The organism is Aeromicrobium sp. HA (genome assembly GCF_027171405.1).
Lineage (GTDB): Bacteria > Actinomycetota > Actinomycetes > Propionibacteriales > Nocardioidaceae > Aeromicrobium > Aeromicrobium tamlense.
The window spans coordinates 2,643,809-2,660,038 of record NZ_CP114372.1; the positions used below are offsets into that span (position 1 = coordinate 2,643,809).

Consider the following 16,230-nt stretch of genomic DNA (forward strand, 5'->3'; position numbering starts at 1 on the left):
GTCAACTTTCGTGACGCCCGTCCACACTTCTGTGACGCTTTTCGGCTCACACGGTCGCCGACGGGCGAAACGCGTCACAAGAGTCGAGTGGCGAGCGGCACCACGTCCTACCGACGGACCAGCGCCTCCGGGTCGGTGACCGGGAGCGCGCACACGAAGTCGCGGCACACGTAGGCCGTCGGCTTGCCGTCGATCGCCTCGCGGCCCTCGAACAACGGCACCGACGAACCCGTCTCGGTGGCGGCGACGACGGCGCCCGGCGACAGGAGCGCGAGGGCGGCGCGGTGCATCGGTCCGCCGACCTCACCCACGACAGCGATCTCGGCGGGCCCGTCGAGCAGCGCCTCCGCGGCCGCGAGGGTCCAGCCCGCGAACCGCGGGGCGCCCGTGGCCAGTGCGGCGGCCGACTCCACGCAGGCCACTGCGGCGGCCTTCACGTCGTGGTCGCCCGTGACGGCGGCCAGCGCCAGCAGGCCGTGCGCGAGAGCCGACGCGCCCGACGGGTGCGCGTTGTCCGCTGCGTCGCGCGGGCGGACGAGGAGTGCCTCGGTGTCATCGGCGGTGTCGAACCAGCCGCCGTCCTCGGCGCGGAAGTGGGTGATCGCGCGGTCGGCGACGTGGCGCGCGCGGTGGAGCCAGCGGTCGTCACCGGTGGCGCCGAGGACCGCGACGAAGGCCTCGACCGTGGCGCCGTGGTCCTCCAGCACTGCCGCGTGCTCGGACCGCACGCCGCCGAGGGAGGTGCGGACGAAGCCGGGCTCGACGTGCAGGTTCCACAGCAGGGTCGCCGCCTGAGTAGCGGCCCCGACGAGCTCGGGACGCTCGAGCGCGATCCCGGTCTCGGCGAGCGCAGTGATGGCGTAGGCGTTCCAGGCGGACACGACCTTGTCGTCGCGGGCGGGGCGCGTGCGCTCGGCGCGAACCTCGAGGAGTCGCTGCTTGACGCGCTCCCAGCGCTCGGGGTCATCAGGGTCCTGCTGCAGCTGGAGGGTGGAGAGGCCGCGCTCGAACGTGCCGCCGCCGGTGACGCCGAGCAGCTGCACGGCCCATGCGGCGTCGGCCGTGCCGAGCGCCTTCATCAGCTGGTGCGGGTTCCAGACGTAGTAGGTGCCCTCGTGGCCGTCGCTGTCGGCGTCGAGGGCCGAGGCAAGCCCGCCCTCGTCGGTGCGCAGCTCGCGCAGCATGAAGTCGGCCGTCTCGTGGCAGACGCGCTCGGCGAGGGCGGTGTTCGCGCCCTCCTCGCCGCGGGCCTGGAGGGCGCGGAGCCAGTGGAGGTAGGCGCGGAGCAGCTGGGCGTTGTCGTAGAGCATCTTCTCGAAGTGCGGCACGCGCCAGAAGCGATCGACGCTGTAGCGGGCGAAGCCGCCGGCGAGCTGGTCGTACATGCCGCCGCGGGCCATCGCCTCGAACGTGCGGCTGAGGGTGGTCCAGACCTTCTCGTCGCCGGTGCGGGCGTGCTGGCGCAGCAGGAACTCGAGCACCATCGACGGAGGGAACTTCGGCGCGGCACCGAACCCGCCGGCCTCGTCGTCGGCCTGCCCGAGCAGCGCTGCGGCGGCTGCGTCGAGGTCCTCGGCGGTGAGCGGGTCGCCGCCGAAGTCGTCGTTCTCGCCGAGGAAGCTGCGCACCTGGCTCGCGGAGTCGAGCACCTCGTCGCGCCGGTTCTGCCACGCGTCGGCGAGCGCCTGCAGCACCTGGCTGAACGCGGGATGCCCGGCGGTGGGCTCGGGCGGGAAGTAGGTCCCGGCGAAGAACGGCTCGCCGCTCGGGGTGAGCACGCACGTCATGGGCCAGCCGCCCTGTCCGGTCATCGCCTGCGTCGCACGCATGTAGACCGCGTCGATGTCGGGCCGTTCCTCGCGGTCGACCTTCACGTTGACGAAGTGCTCGTTCATGTACGCAGCGGTCGCGGGATCCTCGAACGACTCGTGCGCCATGACGTGGCACCAGTGGCACGCCGCGTACCCGACGCTCAGCAGGATCGGCAGGTCGCGCCGCTCCGCCTCCGCGAGCGCCTCCGCGCCCCACTCCCACCAATCCACGGGGTTCTCCGCGTGCTGGCGCAGGTACGGCGACTGGGACTGAGCGAGTCGGTTGGCCACCTCGTCACGCTACCGGCGACGGCCAGCCCTCACCTGCTCAGCACCGCCGCTCCTCCCACTTCTGAATAGGGATGCCCGGGCCCAAGCCGTAGGAAAGTGCGGCCTGCTGCAAGAGTGGGCACGGGAAGCGGTTCTTCAGACTCCCGCGATCACCGCGGATAGGGTGTCGGCATGGTCGAGCCTGACGTCCTCGAGGAACTTCGGAAGTTCGTGTCGGAACGTGACTGGAGCCAGTTCCACACACCCGCCAACCTTGCCAAGAGCATCGTCATCGAGAGCGCCGAGATTCTTGAGCACTTCCAGTGGGACGACTCGTTCGACCGGGACGAAGTGCTCGATGAGCTGGCCGATGTGCTGACCTACGCGCTGCTCCTCGCCGACCGGCTGGAGGCCGATGCGAGCGAGATCGTCCTGAACAAGCTGACCAAGACGCGCGAGAAGTATCCGACGGAGCTCGCGCGCGGCACGAGCGAGAAGTATGACCGGCTTCACGATCAGGCGTGACCGCTTCGCGCGAGATGCCGTCGCGCGCTGGGCCAAGATGGAGGTCGCCCACGACGACTGGCCGGTTGTCTACGCGATCCGGGGATCGAACCACGTCTACATCGGCGAGTCGGTCAACGCGGCGACCCGGATGCGCCAGCATCTTGACTCCCCCAAGGCTCCTCTGCTCGACCGCTTCCACGTCGTCCTCGACGAGACGTTCAACAAGTCGGTCTGCCTGGACCTCGAGACCTATCTGATCCGCCTGTTCGGGGCGGACCAACGCTTCCGCGTCTTGAACAAGCAGACGAACTCCCGGAACAGCAACTACTACGATCGTGCTCGATATCGCGAGCGGTTCGCTGAGATATTCAGGGCGCTGAGGGACGAGGGGCTCTTCAATGCTCGGCGCCTCGAGGATCTCGAGAACAGCAACCTCTTCAAGCTCTCTCCGTTCGTCTCCCTGACCCAGACCCAGACCGTTGCCGTCGAGAAGATTCTCTCGATCGTCCAGCTGGAGACGCCCGCGCGGGATTCCCGACCGATCGTCGTGCAAGGGGACCCCGGAACGGGGAAGACCGTGGTGGGTGTCTTCCTCGCCAAGCTTCTAGTCGATCTCCACGATGCCTACGACCCGGCTTTGGACGAGGAGACATTCGCCGAGGAGTCGAGCGCGCTTGCCGCGCGAGCGGTGAAGAACCTTCGCATCGGCTTCGTGGTGCCACAGCAGGCATTGCGCAACACGCTCAAGAAGGTCTTCGAAGCCATCCCTGCACTCAACTCAGTGCCGGTGATCACGGCCTTCGAAGCGGCGGAGGACGAAGCAGGCTTCGACGTCCTCATCGTCGATGAGGCGCATCGTCTCCAGCAGTTCTCGGGTGCGCTCCAGACGAACAGCACTCGCTTTCGCAGGATCAACCGCAGCCTCTTCCCCGATGACCACGAAGGAACCCGACATACCCAGTTGGACTGGGTCCGTGCGAAGAGCAGGCACCCGATCCTGTTGCTCGATGCCAAACAGTCCGTTCGACCGATGTCGGACCTCCCGACCGCCGTGGTCGCCGGCCTGACGGACGAGGCGCGAGCGGATGACCGCCTGATCACGCTGGGGACTCAGATGCGCAGTCTCGCGGGCGACGACTACGTCGACTACGTCGTGGACGTCCTCACTCTGCGGCAGGAGCGTCGCGTCGAGTTCATCGACTACGACCTGCGCTTCTACGACGACATCAGGCGCATGCGACAGGACATCTTCAAGCGCGACGGCGAAGTCGGACTCTCGCGCATGCTTGCGGGGTTCGCCTGGCCCTGGGTCAGCAAGAAGCACAAGCAGACGCCGGACATCACCATCGATGGCCTCTCCATGTTCTGGAATCGCACCGACAAGGACTGGATCAACTCTCCGACGGCCATCGAGGAGGTCGGCTGCATCCACACGAGTCAGGGGTACGACCTGAACTACGCGGGGGTCATCATCGGCCCGGAGCTCCGTTGGGACGAGGCCAAGCAGAAGATCGTCTTCGTCCGCGAGAACTACCACGACAAGAACGGCAGCAAGAACAACGTCGCACTCGGTCAGAGTTACGACGACGAAGATCTTCTCGAGTACGTAGTCAACGTGTATCGAGTGTTGCTCACCCGCGGAATTCGCGGTACGTACGTCTACGTCTGCGATCCTACGCTCAGGGAAAGGCTCCGGAGGTTCTTCCCACCTCCCCCGCACCTGCCACTCGACGAGTGAGCCGGACTCAGCGGGGCAGGCGGTAAAGGACGTGGTGGCGCAGGGGGCTGTCGGCCGCGAGCGCGGGGTGGTCGAAGTCGTCGGCCGGGTCATGGGTCATGCCGAGGCGCTCCATGACGGCCCGCGAGCGGAGGTTGCCCGCGGCGGTGAAGGAGACGATCTCCTTCAGGCCTAGCATGTCGAAGCCGTGGCGGACCGCCGCGTGAGCGGCCTCGGTGGCCCAGCCGTGGCCCCAGGCCCAGCGGGCGAAGCGCCAGCCGACCTCGACCGGTGGCGAGCCGCCCAGGAGGGCGCGGACCTCGGGCGGCACGGGGTTCAGCCCGGCCATGCCGGCGAAGCGGCCCTGCGCCTCGACGACCCACAGGCCCCAGCCCTGGTGAGCCATGCGCGTCTCGAAGCGGTCGGCGAGGGCGTCGCTCGCGGCGCGATCGAGGACGGACGGGAAGTGCTCCATGACCTCGGGGTCGGCGTTGAGCTCCGCGAAGGGCTCGCGGTCCGCCGGCGTCCAGGGCCGCAGGGTCAGCCGCTCGGTCGTCAGCGTGGTCACGGGTCAGTCGGCGAGCGCCGGCGGCCAGACGACGGTGAACCGCTCGAAGACGGTGGGCAGCGCGTCGAAGTCGGTCACGTGAGGAAGCCGGCGACGGAAGAAGCCGCGGTGGGCGTCGAGCCACCAGTCGCGCGTCCGGTCGCCCTCGCCCTCGTCCCAGGCGAACGCGTCGTCCACGGAGTCGAGGCGGCCGATGCGGATCTCGTGCGTGTGCAGCACGGCCACGGCCTCACCGCGACCGTCGAGCATCACCCAGTGGGCGTCCTCCGGTGCCACGCCCTCCTCGACCGGCGAGGCGGTGGCCCGCTTCGTCCCCGACAGCACGAGCTGCGCGAGTCGGTCGGCCATCTCGGGGGTGTCGCCGAACGGCTCGACCTCCGGGACCTCGTCGGCGAACTGCGGGTTCGCCTCGACGAACTCGTGCCAGAGACGGGGCAGCTCGGTCACGGCTTCGGCGGATCCTCGTCGGTGGGAGTGTCGGTGTCCTCGCCCTCCCAGGGCTGGCGCGCCTTCTTGGCCATCTTCGTGAACGACCACAGCAACAGGCCGATCACGATGAACAGCGCCAGCGTGTAGAGGCCGGCCAGCCAGCCGATCGGCTGGTTGCCCTCGGGATCGATCTCCTGCGTCGCGAGAATCGCGAAATCCAGCATGGTCACTGGATCAGCCTAGTCCTGCTCGTGACCGCACCACTGATCGGCCGGGACGGCCGCCTTGACCTGGTCGACGTGCTCGCCACATCCACGCCACGTCGTCTTGCCGCACTGCCTGCACGGGACCGGAGAGCACATCTGCTCGTTCCTCACTGTCGGATCGGTGTTCCACCGCAGCGTAGGCGACGCCCTCAACCCGCCCGCGCGCACGTGTGGCCGCGCGCGCCGTGGGTACGTCCCCGACATGACGACGAACACTCGCCTCATCGAGACCACGCCCGAGCGGGTGTGGGAGGTCCTGGCCGACGGCTGGCTCTACCCGCTGTGGGTCGTGGGCGCCTCGCGCATGCGCGACGTCGACCCGTCGTGGCCGCTCGTCGGCTCGAAGCTGCACCACTCCGTCGGCGTCTGGCCCGCCCTGATCGACGACAGCACGAGCGTGCTCGAGGTGAACCCGGGTCACCGCATCAAGCTGCTCGCCCGCGCCTGGCCCGCCGGCACGGCCGAGGTCGTCATCACCCTCGCGCCGCAGGGCGCCGGCACCCTCGTGTCGATCGCGGAGGAGCCCGCGAGCGGCCCGGCCACCCTGATCCCCCGCCCCGTCCGCGGTCCCTCCCTCAAGTGGCGGAACTCCGAGACGCTGCGTCGCCTCGCCTACATCGCCGAGCGACGCGACCTCCCGACCTCGTGAGCCCCCGCGGCTACGATGTCGACGACCTCCCGATGCTCTGCCCGAAGGTGATCCACCCGTGACACACGACGCGATCGTCATCGGCGCCGGCCCCAACGGCCTAGTCGCCGCGAACCACCTGATCGACGCCGGCTGGTCGGTGCTGGTGCTGGAGGAGCAGCCCGAGATCGGTGGCGCCGTGCGCAGCGACCGTGCCGTGCACCCCGACTTCGTCCACGACACGTTCAGCACCTTCTACCCGCTGGCCGCCGCCTCGCGCACGATCCAGGCCTTCCGTCTGGAGGAGCACGGGCTCCGCTGGACCCACGCTCCCGCCGTGCTCGGTCACCCCAGGCCCGACGGCTCGTGGGCGATGCTGCACCGCGATCGACGCATCACCGCCGCCCTCATGGAGGAGCAGCAGCCCGGAGACGGCGAGGCGTGGCTCGAGCTCTGCGCGGCCTGGGACGAGATCGGCAACGCTCTCATCACCTCGCTGCTGACACCCTTCCCGCCGGTGCGCGGCGGAGTCGCGACGCTCGCCAAGCTGCGACGCGTGGGCGGACTCGACTTCGTCAAGACACTGCTCAGCCCGGTCGTCGGCCTGGCCGACGTCCGGTTCAAGGGCTCCTCCCCCGGCCTGCTCCTCGCGGGCAACGCGGGGCACGCGGACATCCCGCTCGACGCGCCGGGCTCGGGCCTGATGGGCCTCATGATGACGATGCTCGGCCAGACGGTCGGCTTCCCCGTCCCCGAGGGCGGCGCCGGGATGCTCACCCGCGCGATGGCCAGCCGACTCGAGTCCCTGGGCGGCCAGATCGAGACCTCCTCCCGGGTCGCCCACGTCGAGGTCGTGGACGGGCGCGCCGTGGGCGTCCGCACCGCCGACGGCGAGCGCCACGAGGCCCGCCGCGCGGTGGTCGCCGACGTCATCGCCTCGCAGCTCTACGGCGACCTACTCGCCCCGTCGGACGTCCCCGCCAAGGTCCACGAGCGGATGCAGGGCTTCCGTCTCGACCCCGGCACCGTGAAGGTGGACTGGGCGCTCGACGGCCCCATCCCCTGGGCGAGCCAGCCCCCGCACGACCCCGGCACGTTCCACGTCGCCGACTCGCGGCTCGAGATGAACGTGGCGCTCCAGCAGGTGCACGCGGGACACGTGCCCGCGCACCCCTTCATGCTGGCCGGCCAGATGAGCACGACCGACCCCACGCGCTCCCCCGCCGGCACCGAGTCGGTCTGGGCCTACACCCACGTTCCCCAGGAGACGGTGGCCGACGCGGGCGACGGCTCGGTGCGCGGCACGTGGGACGCCGCCGACGCCGAGCGCTTCGCCGACCGCATGCAGGCGCGGATCGAGCGGCTGGCGCCCGGGTTCGGCTCGCGCGTGATCGCCCGCCGCGTGCTGGGTCCGCGCGAGCTCGAGGCCCGCAACGCGAACCTCGTGGGCGGCGCGATCAACGGCGGCACGTCACAGCTGCAGCAGGAGCTCTTCTTCCGCCCGATCCCGGGGCTCGGCCGGTCGGAGACGCCCGTGCGCGGCCTCTACCTCGGGTCGGCCTCGGCCCACCCCGGCGGCGGCGTGCACGGCGCGCCCGGCATGAACGCGGCGCGCGCCGCCCTGGTCCACAGCCGGGTGGACGGCGTGCTCGAGCCCGTGCGCGGTGTGGCCCGCCGGGCGCTGCGCCGCTGAGTCAGCGCAGGCCGGCGAAGAGGTCGTCCTCGGGCAACTGCGTGTCGACGAACGACTTCACGAGCTCGTAGTCCTCGGTGGGCCAGGCCTCGGCCTGGACCTCGCGGGGCACCGCGAACCAGAACCCGTTCGGGTCGATCTGCGTGGCGTGCGCGATGAGCGCGCGGTCGCGCACCTCGAAGTACTCCGAGCAGGGCACGCGCGTGGTGAGGCGCTTCTCGTGCTCGGGGTCGATCTCGCGCGTCTCGAGCCAGTCCTTGTACGGCGACTCGAGGCCGTGACGCTCCATCGCGGCGTTGATCGCCTCGATGCGCGCCCGCGACCAGCCGTGGTGGTAGTAGAGCTTCTGCACCTGCCACGCCTCGCCGAGGTCGGGGTAGCGCTCGGGGTCGGCCGCGGCCTCGAAGGCGTAGACGCTGACCTCGTGGCACTTGATGTGGTCGGGGTGCGGGTAGCCGCCGTTCTCGTCGTACGTCGTGAGCACGTGCGGACGGAACGAGCGGATGAGGCGCACGAGCGGCGCCGCCGCCTCCTCGATCGGCACGAGGGCGAAGCAGCCCTCCTCGAGCGGAGGCTTGGGGTTGCCCTCGGGCCAGCCGGAGTCGACGAAGCCGAGCCAGTCCTGGGCGATGCCCAGGATCTCGCGCGCCTTGTCCATCTCCTCGCGGCGGATCTCGGCGATGAGGTCGGGGTTCTCGAGGATCCCCGGGTGCTCGAACGCCGGGTTGAGGATCGACCCGCGCTCGCCACCGGTGCAGGTGGCCACGTGGACGTCGACCCCCTCGGCGACGTACTTGGCGGTGGACGCGGCGCCCTTGCTCGACTCGTCGTCGGGATGGGCGTGCACGTGCATCAGACGCAGGGTGCCGGCTTCGGCGTTCTCGACCACGTGCCCCAGTCTTTCACGCCCCTGAGACACTGGTAGTCGTGACCGACCTGGAAGCACGATACGGACGCCACCGCCGCACGACCCCCCGCTGGCTGTGGCCCGTCGTCGCCGCCATCGGCATCTCGATCGGCGTCGCCTGGGCCGCCTGGGCGTCGTGGTCCGACGTCCCCGCGCACCAGGCCCGTGTCCACTCCTACGAGGTCCTCGACGACCGCACCACCAAGGTCGATCTCGAGATCTTCTACGACGAGCCCGTGGCGCTGACGTGCCGCGTCTTCGCCCAGAGCCAGGACAAGGTCGTCGTCGGCGAGCGCACGATCGAGGTCCCGGCGTCATCGACGTCGCAGACCCGGGTCGTCGCGGAGATCCGCACCGAGCGCCGTGCCGTCACGGCCGTCTTGGACTCCTGCGACGCGGCCTGATGCTGTAGACTCGAGGTTTCACCCCGGGAGGTCCCGGGGTGTCGTACGTAGTGAGGAGCACGCCATGTCGACTGAGACCGAGACCATCTGGGTCACCCAGGAGGCCTACGACCGACTCGTCGCCGAGCTCAACCGCCTCAAGAACGAGGTCCTGCCCGACATCACGCAGAAGATCGCCAACGCCCGCGAGGAGGGCGACCTGCGCGAGAACGGCGGGTACCACGCCGCTCGCGAGGAGCAGGGCAAGACCGATGCGCAGATCCGCCAGTTGGAGGACCGCCTCCGCCGCGCCGAGGTCGGCGAGGCGCCGGCCGACGACGGCAAGGTCGAGGCGGGCATGAAGGTCACGATCCGCTTCCAGGGCGACACCGAGACCGAGACGTTCCTGCTGGGCTCGCGCGAGCTGCTCAGCCTGGACTCCAGCGTCGACCTGGACATCTACTCGCCCACGTCGCCGCTCGGCTCGGCGATCCTGGACAAGTTCGCCGGCGACACGGCCTCGTACGAGGCCCCCAACGGCAAGACGATCACCGTGGAGATCCTCGAGGCCAAGCCCTACTGATCCCGCGTGCCACCGCTCGGTGGCTGCGAGCGCCCGTCACCTCTGGTGGCGGGCGCTCATGCGTGCGGGCTCAGATCGGGTCGTAGCCGAGCTCGACGAGGCGGCGCCAGACGTCGGCTCGGTGCTCGGGACCGCGGGTGGCCACCTGCAGGGCGACCTCGACCTCGCGCACGCCAAGGGCCTCGGAGCCGCGGTCGTGGTGCACGTTGAGGATGTTGACGTCCATCTCGGCCAGCGCCGTGAGCAGGCGCATCAGCTCGCCGGGACGGTCGGAGATGCGCACGCGGAACATGAGGAAGCGGCCGCCGGACGCGAGGCCGTGGCGGATCACCTCGAGCAGCAGCAGCGCGTCGATGTTGCCGCCGGACAGCACGGGCACGACGGGTCCCTCGAACCGGTCGGGGTGCTCCAGCAGCGCCGCCACGCCCACCGCGCCGGCGGGCTCGACGAGCAGCTTGGCCCGCTCGAGCAGGCCGATCAGCGCCTGGCTCATCGACTCCTCGGAGACCGTGACGACCTCGTCGACGTGGTCGCGGATCAGTCCGAAGGGCACCTCGCCGGGGCGGGCCACGGCGATGCCGTCAGCCATCGTGGCGCCGAGGTCGGCCTCGACGGGCATGCCCTCGGCGAGCGAGTCGGGGTAGGCCGCGGCGGCCTCGGCCTGGACGCCGACGACCCGGACGTCGGGGCGCTCGGTCTTGACCAGGCCGATGCCGGCCGCGAGCCCGCCGCCGCCGAGCGGCACGAGGATCGTGGCGACCTCGGGCAGCTGCTCGATGATCTCGAGGCCCACGGTGGCCTGGCCCGCGACGATGTCGGGGTGGTCGAACGGGTGGATCAGGGTGGCCCCGGTCCGCTCGGCGAACTCCGAGGCCGCGACGAGCGCCTCGGTGACGCCCGAGCCGTGGAAGCGGATGTCGGCACCGTAGCCACGCGTGGCCGCGACCTTGGGCAGGGCCGCGCCGTGCGGCATGAAGATCGTGGCGGCAGCGCCGAGCTGCGCCGCCGCGAGGGCGACGCCCTGCGCGTGGTTGCCGGCGCTGGCTGCGACGACGCCGCGGGAGCGCTCCTCGTCGGACAGCCGGGCGATCCGGGTGTAGGCGCCGCGGATCTTGAACGACCCCGCGCGCTGCAGGTTCTCGCACTTGAACCGGACGTCGCGCCCGGTCAGGGCGTGCAGCCAGCGGGAGTGCGTCAGCGGCGTGACCTCGCTGACTCCGTCGAGCAGCTCGCGCGCCGCGCGCGCATCGTCGAGATCCACACGTCCACCCTAGGCCGTGGCCGGCGGTGGCTCGCCGAGGTCGCGGGACTCCTCCCCCAGCACCCCGTCGGTGTCGGGTGGCTCCCCGTTCGCGAGGTGCCGGACCACGCTGTTCAGGCAGGCCGCGAACGGCACCGAGAGCAGCGCGCCGACCACGCCGGCGACGACGAGGCCCGTGGCGATCGCCAGCAGGATGGCCAGCGGGTGCAGGGCGACGATCGCGCCCATGAGGAACGGCTGGAGGACGTGCGACTCGAGCTGCTGGACCGCGATCACGCCCGCGAGCATGAGCAGTGCGGTGACCGGTCCCTGGGCGACGAGCGCCACGAGGACGGCGACCATGCCCGACACGAGCGCACCGACGATGGGCACGAACGCGCCGAGGAACACCAGGACGCCGATGGCCGCCGCGAGCGGGACCTGCAGGATCAGCGCGACGCCGGCGATGCCGATCGCGTCGACCAGCGCGACGAGGACCGTGGCCCGGACGAACGCGGTGAGCGAGCCCCACGCCGCGCGGCCCGAGGAGGCCACGCGCGGCTGCGCGGCGCGCGGCCAGAGCGCCACCACCCACGACCAGATGCGGCCGCCCTCGTAGAGGAAGAAGAACAGCGCGAACAGAGCGATGAAGAACCCGGTGACGAAGTGGCCGATCTGGGTGCCGACCTCGGTGGCCTGGTTGACCACCGACGAGTCGCTGGAGGAGATCGCGGACTGCACCCGGTCGACCCAGTCGGCCAGCTGCCGGTCGGAGAGGCCGAGCGGCCCGGTGCGCGCCCAGTCCTGCAGCTGGGCGATGCCCTCGACGACGCTGTCGCGCAGGTCGTCGAACTGCGTCGAGAGCTGCTGCCCGACCAGGCCGAGCATGCCCACCAGCGCGAGCACCAGCCCCAGCACGACCGCGAGCGAGGCCACGAGCCGGGGCACCCGGTGCCGCACGAGCCAGTCGACGCCGCCGATCGTCAGCGCAGCCAGCAGGATCGCGACGGCGATGGGGATGGTGACCTCGGAGAAGTGCCCCAGGCCCAGTGCCAGGACGTACAGCGCGGCGCCGATGACGACGATGCGCCAGGCCCAGGCTGCGGCGATCTCGATGCCGATGGGAACCTCGTACCGCCCGGCACCGCGCGGCGTCTCGTTGCTCACGCATCGAGGCTACGGGAACACTCCGACGCCGCACGGTGTTGACGACGACACAGGAGGTCCCATGCGATTCGGATTCGACAAGAAGACGCTGCCCACGGCCGACACGGCCCTGCCCGGCCGCGACACCCGCCCCTTCGAGGTCGGCGACCGCCACCTCGTCACGGGCAACCCCATCGAGACCGACGGCCCCGAGGGCTTCGGCGTCGCGGTCTTCGGACTCGGCTGCTTCTGGGGCGAGGAGAAGACGTTCTGGGAGCAGCCCGGCGTCTGGTCCACCTCGGTCGGCTACGCCGGCGGTCTCACCCCCAACCCCACCTACGAGGAGGTGTGCACCGGACGCACCGGTCACGCCGAGGTCGTGAAGGTGGTCTTCGACCCCTCGGTCACCAGCTACGCCGACCTGCTCAAGGTGTTCTGGGAGAACCACGACCCCACGCAGGGCATGCGCCAGGGCAACGATCGCGGCTCGCAGTACCGCTCGATCCTGCTGACGACCACGCCGGAGCAGCAGGCCGAGGCGGAGGCGTCCCGCGACGCCTACCAGAAGCAGATGACCGCCCACGGGTACGGACAGATCACCACGCAGATCCGTCCGCTCGAGGACTACTGGTACGCCGAGGAGGGCCACCAGCAGTACCTCGTGAAGAACCCGTACGGCTACTGCCCACTGCACGCCACTTCTGTGCCTTACGTGCCACTGTCCTAGGATCGCGTAGTTTCAGAGATACTCCGCGGCGGCTTCACGCTTCCTTCGCCAGGACTTCATCTATGTCGTTGATGTACGTCCCGAGTAGGTCTCCCTTGGCCATCTGGCCGTTGTGCCCAAGGTCCTTTCGGATAGCCGCGAGCAAGTCCTCCATCATGAACATGTAGTCGATGGGAGGAGTCTTGTCTGCACCCCGTCGAAATCTCGACCAACTTGATACGACGTCGTTGGACGCCCAGATCATCAACTGGGGAGTCATCTTCTTGAAGAACTCCACCAAGTCAAACGGTCCTTCTCCTGCCTTTTTTTCCACGAGATTCGTGCCACCAGATTCGCTGACGGAGTTGAAGAACATCTTCATGATGCCCTCAACGAACTCGATGTAAATCGGAATCTTGCGCTGGCGGAGTTCGAGTTCGATCTGGTCACGCCGCTCTAGGTAGCGCCCGAGCGTCACGCCCAAAACCGACACGATAGTCGTGGCCGCGGCGGCGACGATCGCCGCGGCCACAGTGGGATTCACTCCTTCGAAGAGCCACCGAAGCAGCCACCTCCCACCCAGAGCCGCCCCCGTGACGACAGCCGCGAGCAGGATCAGCCCGAGCAAACCATTCAGGAAGTTCTTCACGACACGACACCCTATGGTTTGCCCCAGTTCTCGGGCTGGCTTTCCGCCAACTGCCTAGCCCGCTGAACGCAGCTCTTCTACCCGCCGTTCCTCTGTTCATTCCGTGACCTGGCCCGGTATGCCGGCCACCGTGCGGGGGACGTGACTCTCCGGCTCCTTAGGCCCAAGAGTCTTGACGAGCGGATTCGGGCACTTTCCGGCTCCTGAATGCACAGTCGTGGCAGACTTGTCAATATGAAGACCACCATTCGAGACAGAACGCCACGATGAGCGACGCCGACATCCTCCTCACTCTGGACGAGGCCGCCCGCTACCTGCATATCGGGCAGTCGACCTTGCGCACGTACGTCGCGGAGGGTCGCATCGCCGCCACCAAGTTCGGGCGTCGTGTCCTGTTCCAGCGCTCCGTGCTAGTCGATTTCGTCAACACCCACACCGCCACCAAGGAGCAAGCATGAGCACGTCCGTCATCAACCCCGGCGATCCAGCGCCCGACCGCGGCAAGACCGAGTCGGACACCAACCTCGACTTCGACGCGCTGTTTCCTCACTCGGCCAGCGAGCCTGCGCACGGGCCGATGAAGCCGTGGACGCCGCCGTGGAAGCGCGAGCGCGCCGCGAAGCCGGTCAAGGCAGCGCTCATCGAACAACTCGACGAGCGCCTGCGCGGCATCGCGCATCCCGCGGCGCTCGCGGTCGACACCGACCTCGCGGAAGCCGTGAGCAGGGCTCGCGAGCTGGTCGAGGTCGCTCGCGAAGCGCGGGCTGCGTTCGACCAGCTCGATGCGGACCGAGTCGAGGAGCGCGCCGCCTATGAGCACGCTGCCCTCGCAAGTGAGCCGTTCGAGCGCGTCGACTTCGAGGCCGAGACGATCCGCCGCCACGCCACGCTGGCGGACGCCTATGCTGCCGCCGAGCGCGCCGTCGCCGGCGTCGAGGAGCTGGCGCAGAACATCGACCGCAACGCCCTGCGCGAGGCAGCCCGCGAGCTTCTGCCCGCCGTCGAGAAGTCCCACAAGGCCGCTGCCTCAGCCCTGGCGAAGGCCGAGCAGGCGGCTGCCGAGCTGGCATCTGCGCAGAGCACGCTCGACACGCTGGCCCACTCTGCCGGAATGAAGCGCTGGACTGCCGGTCTCGGCGTCGTCGCCGGCACACTGGTCCGCGAGATCTCGACCGCGCGTCAGACCGTGGGTGCGATCGAATTGGGCGCTTCCTGGTTCGAGGAGTCGGACGGCATCCCAGCAGCGACGCGTCGTTCACTGGCCGAGGGCAACGAGCTGGACCAGTTCGTCCTCGCCCACATCGAGGCCCTGGACGCGGCCGAGGGCCGCGAGAGGTCGGGCTACTTGTCCGAGCATCACCGCAACCTGCTGCTGGCACGCACCGGCGGTGAACCGTCGGTTGTCCTGGTCCGGGCGTTCACTGCGTCCAAGGGCAGCGTGCGAGAGGCCCTCGCCGCTGATGAGCGCTGGCGGTCGAGCAAGCCCGGGCGCACGTGGGATCACACTCGATCCGGCCGCGCGCCGGAAGCCAGCGAAGACTCCGAGGGCACCGACACCGAGTGACCCATCGGGATCGGGGCGCCCTGGTCGGCGTGGCGGGCACGAGGTTCTGACGACCGTTCGCCACGCCGTCCCAGGCGCCCCGGTCCCACACTCACAGGAAGGACCTCATGTCGACCGACGACTACGCGGGCCAAACCGCCCCGCCAAAGCCGCCCACAGGTCTGAAGCGCGAGGGACGCCGGCTCTGGCGCTCAGTAACCGACGCCTTCGACCTAGCCGTCCATGAAGAACAACTGCTTGCCGAGGCGTGCCGCCAAGCGGATCGTCTTGCCGAACTCGACCGCGCCATCCGTCAGGCGCCGCTTACGGTCGTGAACTCTCGCGGCGACGAAGTGACGCATCCCCTGCGGGTCGAGGCTCGGATGCTGGCTGCCCAGTTCGCGCGCACGCTCGCGAGCCTGCGCATGCCGGACGTCGATGAAGACGCGGACGCCGCCTCGCAGCGCCCGCAGCGCAGGGGCGGCGCCCGCGGCACTTACGGCCGGCGCACGGCATGAGACGCCGACAGGCCCGCGTGCGGCGCGACGTGCCGGCACTGCCTCATTGGCTGCGCGACCCGGTGATCGCCGACTGGCTCGACCCCGAGGAGCACGGATTGTCGGAGCGGGCACGCCGCTCGATCGCGACGCGCCGCTGGGTCGGAGCCGTCACCGACTGGTACGCCGATTGGCTCGATGCGCGCGCCGCAATGAGCTCGCCACTCGACTTCGGGGACGACGTGACTCGGCGACGTGAAGAACTGGACGCGACCGAGAGCGGCGACGGGAACGGCGAGGATCGCAGGACCACGGACTGGGCGCGCTCGGTCGCCGTGGGCAATGAGAGGCCGTTCTACGGTAGGTCGACGTAATCGTTCAGCAGCGAGGAGCTGTCGGCGTCCCGCACGTCAATGGCGACCTTGCCGCGCTTGGCGATCCCCTGTCCGCAGCCCCACCACAGAGACTCGCCGTCGACCATGGCCGTCCCCTCGCCCGATGCTTCTTTGGTCTCGACCACCGCGAACGCAGTCGGCTCGCCGAGCTGGTCGGCGATGAGCTCTCGCGTGAGGTCCGGGCACGACTCGACGACGTCCGCCGCGGTCGCACCTCCGCAGGCAGCGAGCAAGAGCAGCGCGGCGACGAGCGCGGGCCAGAATCGCATCCGGCCAGTGTGCAGCACTTTCG

Annotated in this window: 20 protein-coding genes; 11 read left to right on the top strand and 9 right to left on the bottom strand. The window is 69.6% G+C overall.

What is annotated here, in order from left to right:
- Positions 1-107: 107 nt before the first annotated feature.
- Entirely contained in the window at positions 108-2,102 is a 1,995-nt protein-coding gene (locus O3S82_RS13060) for a thioredoxin domain-containing protein (RefSeq protein ID WP_269303359.1), read from the bottom strand.
- Positions 2,103-2,273: 171 nt separating this feature from the next.
- Here O3S82_RS13060 and O3S82_RS13065 point away from each other — a divergent pair, with 171 nt between their 5' ends.
- Both O3S82_RS13065 and O3S82_RS13070 read left to right on the top strand, forming a co-directional pair.
- Entirely contained in the window at positions 2,274-2,606 is a 333-nt protein-coding gene (locus O3S82_RS13065; RefSeq protein WP_269303361.1) for a nucleotide pyrophosphohydrolase, read from the top strand.
- The gene (locus O3S82_RS13070) at positions 2,581-4,326 is read left to right on the top strand and encodes a DNA/RNA helicase domain-containing protein (protein WP_269303363.1); all 1,746 of its coding nucleotides are present in this window, start codon (positions 2,581-2,583) and stop codon (positions 4,324-4,326) included. Before O3S82_RS13065 ends, O3S82_RS13070 begins: the two co-directional genes overlap by 26 nt.
- Before the next feature lie 7 nt (positions 4,327-4,333).
- On the opposite strand, the gene O3S82_RS13075 is transcribed toward O3S82_RS13070, so the two are convergent.
- The 3 genes from O3S82_RS13075 to O3S82_RS13085 are packed head-to-tail and all read right to left on the bottom strand — an operon-like array spanning position 4,334 to position 5,532.
- A complete protein-coding gene (locus tag O3S82_RS13075; protein ID WP_269303365.1) occupies positions 4,334-4,873 on the bottom strand; it encodes a GNAT family N-acetyltransferase in 540 nt (179 codons plus the stop codon).
- Between the two features lie 3 nt (positions 4,874-4,876).
- Positions 4,877-5,320 (bottom strand): ASCH domain-containing protein, encoded by a 444-nt coding sequence (locus O3S82_RS13080; protein WP_269303367.1) that lies wholly within the window; start codon positions 5,318-5,320, stop codon positions 4,877-4,879.
- Positions 5,317-5,532, bottom strand: a complete 216-nt coding sequence (locus O3S82_RS13085; RefSeq protein WP_269303370.1) for a hypothetical protein — start codon at positions 5,530-5,532, stop codon at positions 5,317-5,319. The genes O3S82_RS13080 and O3S82_RS13085 overlap by 4 nt, the downstream gene beginning before the upstream one ends.
- A gap of 238 nt (positions 5,533-5,770) precedes the next feature.
- On the opposite strand from O3S82_RS13085, the gene O3S82_RS13090 reads away from it, so the two are divergent.
- Both O3S82_RS13090 and O3S82_RS13095 read left to right on the top strand, forming a co-directional pair.
- Entirely contained in the window at positions 5,771-6,217 is a 447-nt protein-coding gene (locus tag O3S82_RS13090; protein ID WP_269303371.1) for an SRPBCC family protein, read from the top strand.
- 58 nt (positions 6,218-6,275) lie between these two features.
- Entirely contained in the window at positions 6,276-7,889 is a 1,614-nt protein-coding gene (locus O3S82_RS13095) for a phytoene desaturase family protein (RefSeq protein ID WP_269303373.1), read from the top strand.
- Between the two features lies 1 nt (position 7,890).
- Here the strand turns inward: O3S82_RS13095 and mca are convergent, their stop codons facing one another.
- Complete coding sequence (gene mca, locus O3S82_RS13100; protein WP_269307064.1) at positions 7,891-8,742, bottom strand: mycothiol conjugate amidase Mca; 852 nt, start codon at positions 8,740-8,742, stop codon at positions 7,891-7,893.
- Between the two features lie 74 nt (positions 8,743-8,816).
- Between mca and O3S82_RS13105 the strand changes: the two genes are divergently transcribed.
- Together O3S82_RS13105 and greA are read left to right on the top strand one after the other, a co-directional pair.
- Positions 8,817-9,200, top strand: coding sequence for a DUF4307 domain-containing protein (locus O3S82_RS13105; RefSeq protein WP_269303376.1), 384 nt, complete (start codon positions 8,817-8,819; stop codon positions 9,198-9,200).
- Between the two features lie 64 nt (positions 9,201-9,264).
- Complete coding sequence (gene greA / locus O3S82_RS13110; RefSeq protein ID WP_269303379.1) at positions 9,265-9,762, top strand: transcription elongation factor GreA; 498 nt, start codon at positions 9,265-9,267, stop codon at positions 9,760-9,762.
- 70 nt (positions 9,763-9,832) lie between these two features.
- Here the strand turns inward: greA and ilvA are convergent, their stop codons facing one another.
- The gene (ilvA, locus tag O3S82_RS13115; RefSeq protein ID WP_269303380.1) at positions 9,833-11,023 is read right to left on the bottom strand and encodes a threonine ammonia-lyase; all 1,191 of its coding nucleotides are present in this window, start codon (positions 11,021-11,023) and stop codon (positions 9,833-9,835) included.
- Between the two features lie 9 nt (positions 11,024-11,032).
- Positions 11,033-12,169 carry an AI-2E family transporter gene (locus O3S82_RS13120; RefSeq protein ID WP_269303382.1) on the bottom strand — a complete coding sequence of 379 codons (1,137 nt, stop codon included), beginning with the start codon at positions 12,167-12,169 and terminating at the stop codon, positions 11,033-11,035.
- A 61-nt stretch (positions 12,170-12,230) separates the two neighbouring features.
- On the opposite strand from O3S82_RS13120, the gene msrA reads away from it, so the two are divergent.
- Entirely contained in the window at positions 12,231-12,875 is a 645-nt protein-coding gene (msrA, locus tag O3S82_RS13125) for a peptide-methionine (S)-S-oxide reductase MsrA (protein WP_269303384.1), read from the top strand.
- A gap of 34 nt (positions 12,876-12,909) precedes the next feature.
- Here the strand turns inward: msrA and O3S82_RS13130 are convergent, their stop codons facing one another.
- Entirely contained in the window at positions 12,910-13,503 is a 594-nt protein-coding gene (locus tag O3S82_RS13130; RefSeq protein WP_269303387.1) for a hypothetical protein, read from the bottom strand.
- Between the two features lie 266 nt (positions 13,504-13,769).
- On the opposite strand from O3S82_RS13130, the gene O3S82_RS13135 reads away from it, so the two are divergent.
- The 4 genes from O3S82_RS13135 (at position 13,770) to O3S82_RS13150 (ending at position 15,917) form a co-directional block, all read left to right on the top strand.
- Complete coding sequence (locus O3S82_RS13135) at positions 13,770-13,961, top strand: helix-turn-helix domain-containing protein (RefSeq protein ID WP_269303389.1); 192 nt, start codon at positions 13,770-13,772, stop codon at positions 13,959-13,961.
- Positions 13,958-15,067: a hypothetical protein gene (locus O3S82_RS13140; RefSeq protein WP_269303391.1), complete on the top strand. Its 1,110-nt coding sequence runs from the start codon at positions 13,958-13,960 to the stop codon at positions 15,065-15,067. The genes O3S82_RS13135 and O3S82_RS13140 overlap by 4 nt, the downstream gene beginning before the upstream one ends.
- A gap of 107 nt (positions 15,068-15,174) precedes the next feature.
- Positions 15,175-15,564, top strand: a complete 390-nt coding sequence (locus O3S82_RS13145; RefSeq protein ID WP_269303393.1) for a hypothetical protein — start codon at positions 15,175-15,177, stop codon at positions 15,562-15,564.
- A 17-nt stretch (positions 15,565-15,581) separates the two neighbouring features.
- Positions 15,582-15,917 carry a hypothetical protein gene (locus tag O3S82_RS13150; protein WP_269303395.1) on the top strand — a complete coding sequence of 112 codons (336 nt, stop codon included), beginning with the start codon at positions 15,582-15,584 and terminating at the stop codon, positions 15,915-15,917.
- On the opposite strand, the gene O3S82_RS13155 is transcribed toward O3S82_RS13150, so the two are convergent.
- Entirely contained in the window at positions 15,899-16,207 is a 309-nt protein-coding gene (locus O3S82_RS13155; protein ID WP_269303397.1) for a hypothetical protein, read from the bottom strand. The genes O3S82_RS13150 and O3S82_RS13155 overlap by 19 nt on opposite strands.
- Between the last annotated feature and the right edge of the window lie 23 nt (positions 16,208-16,230).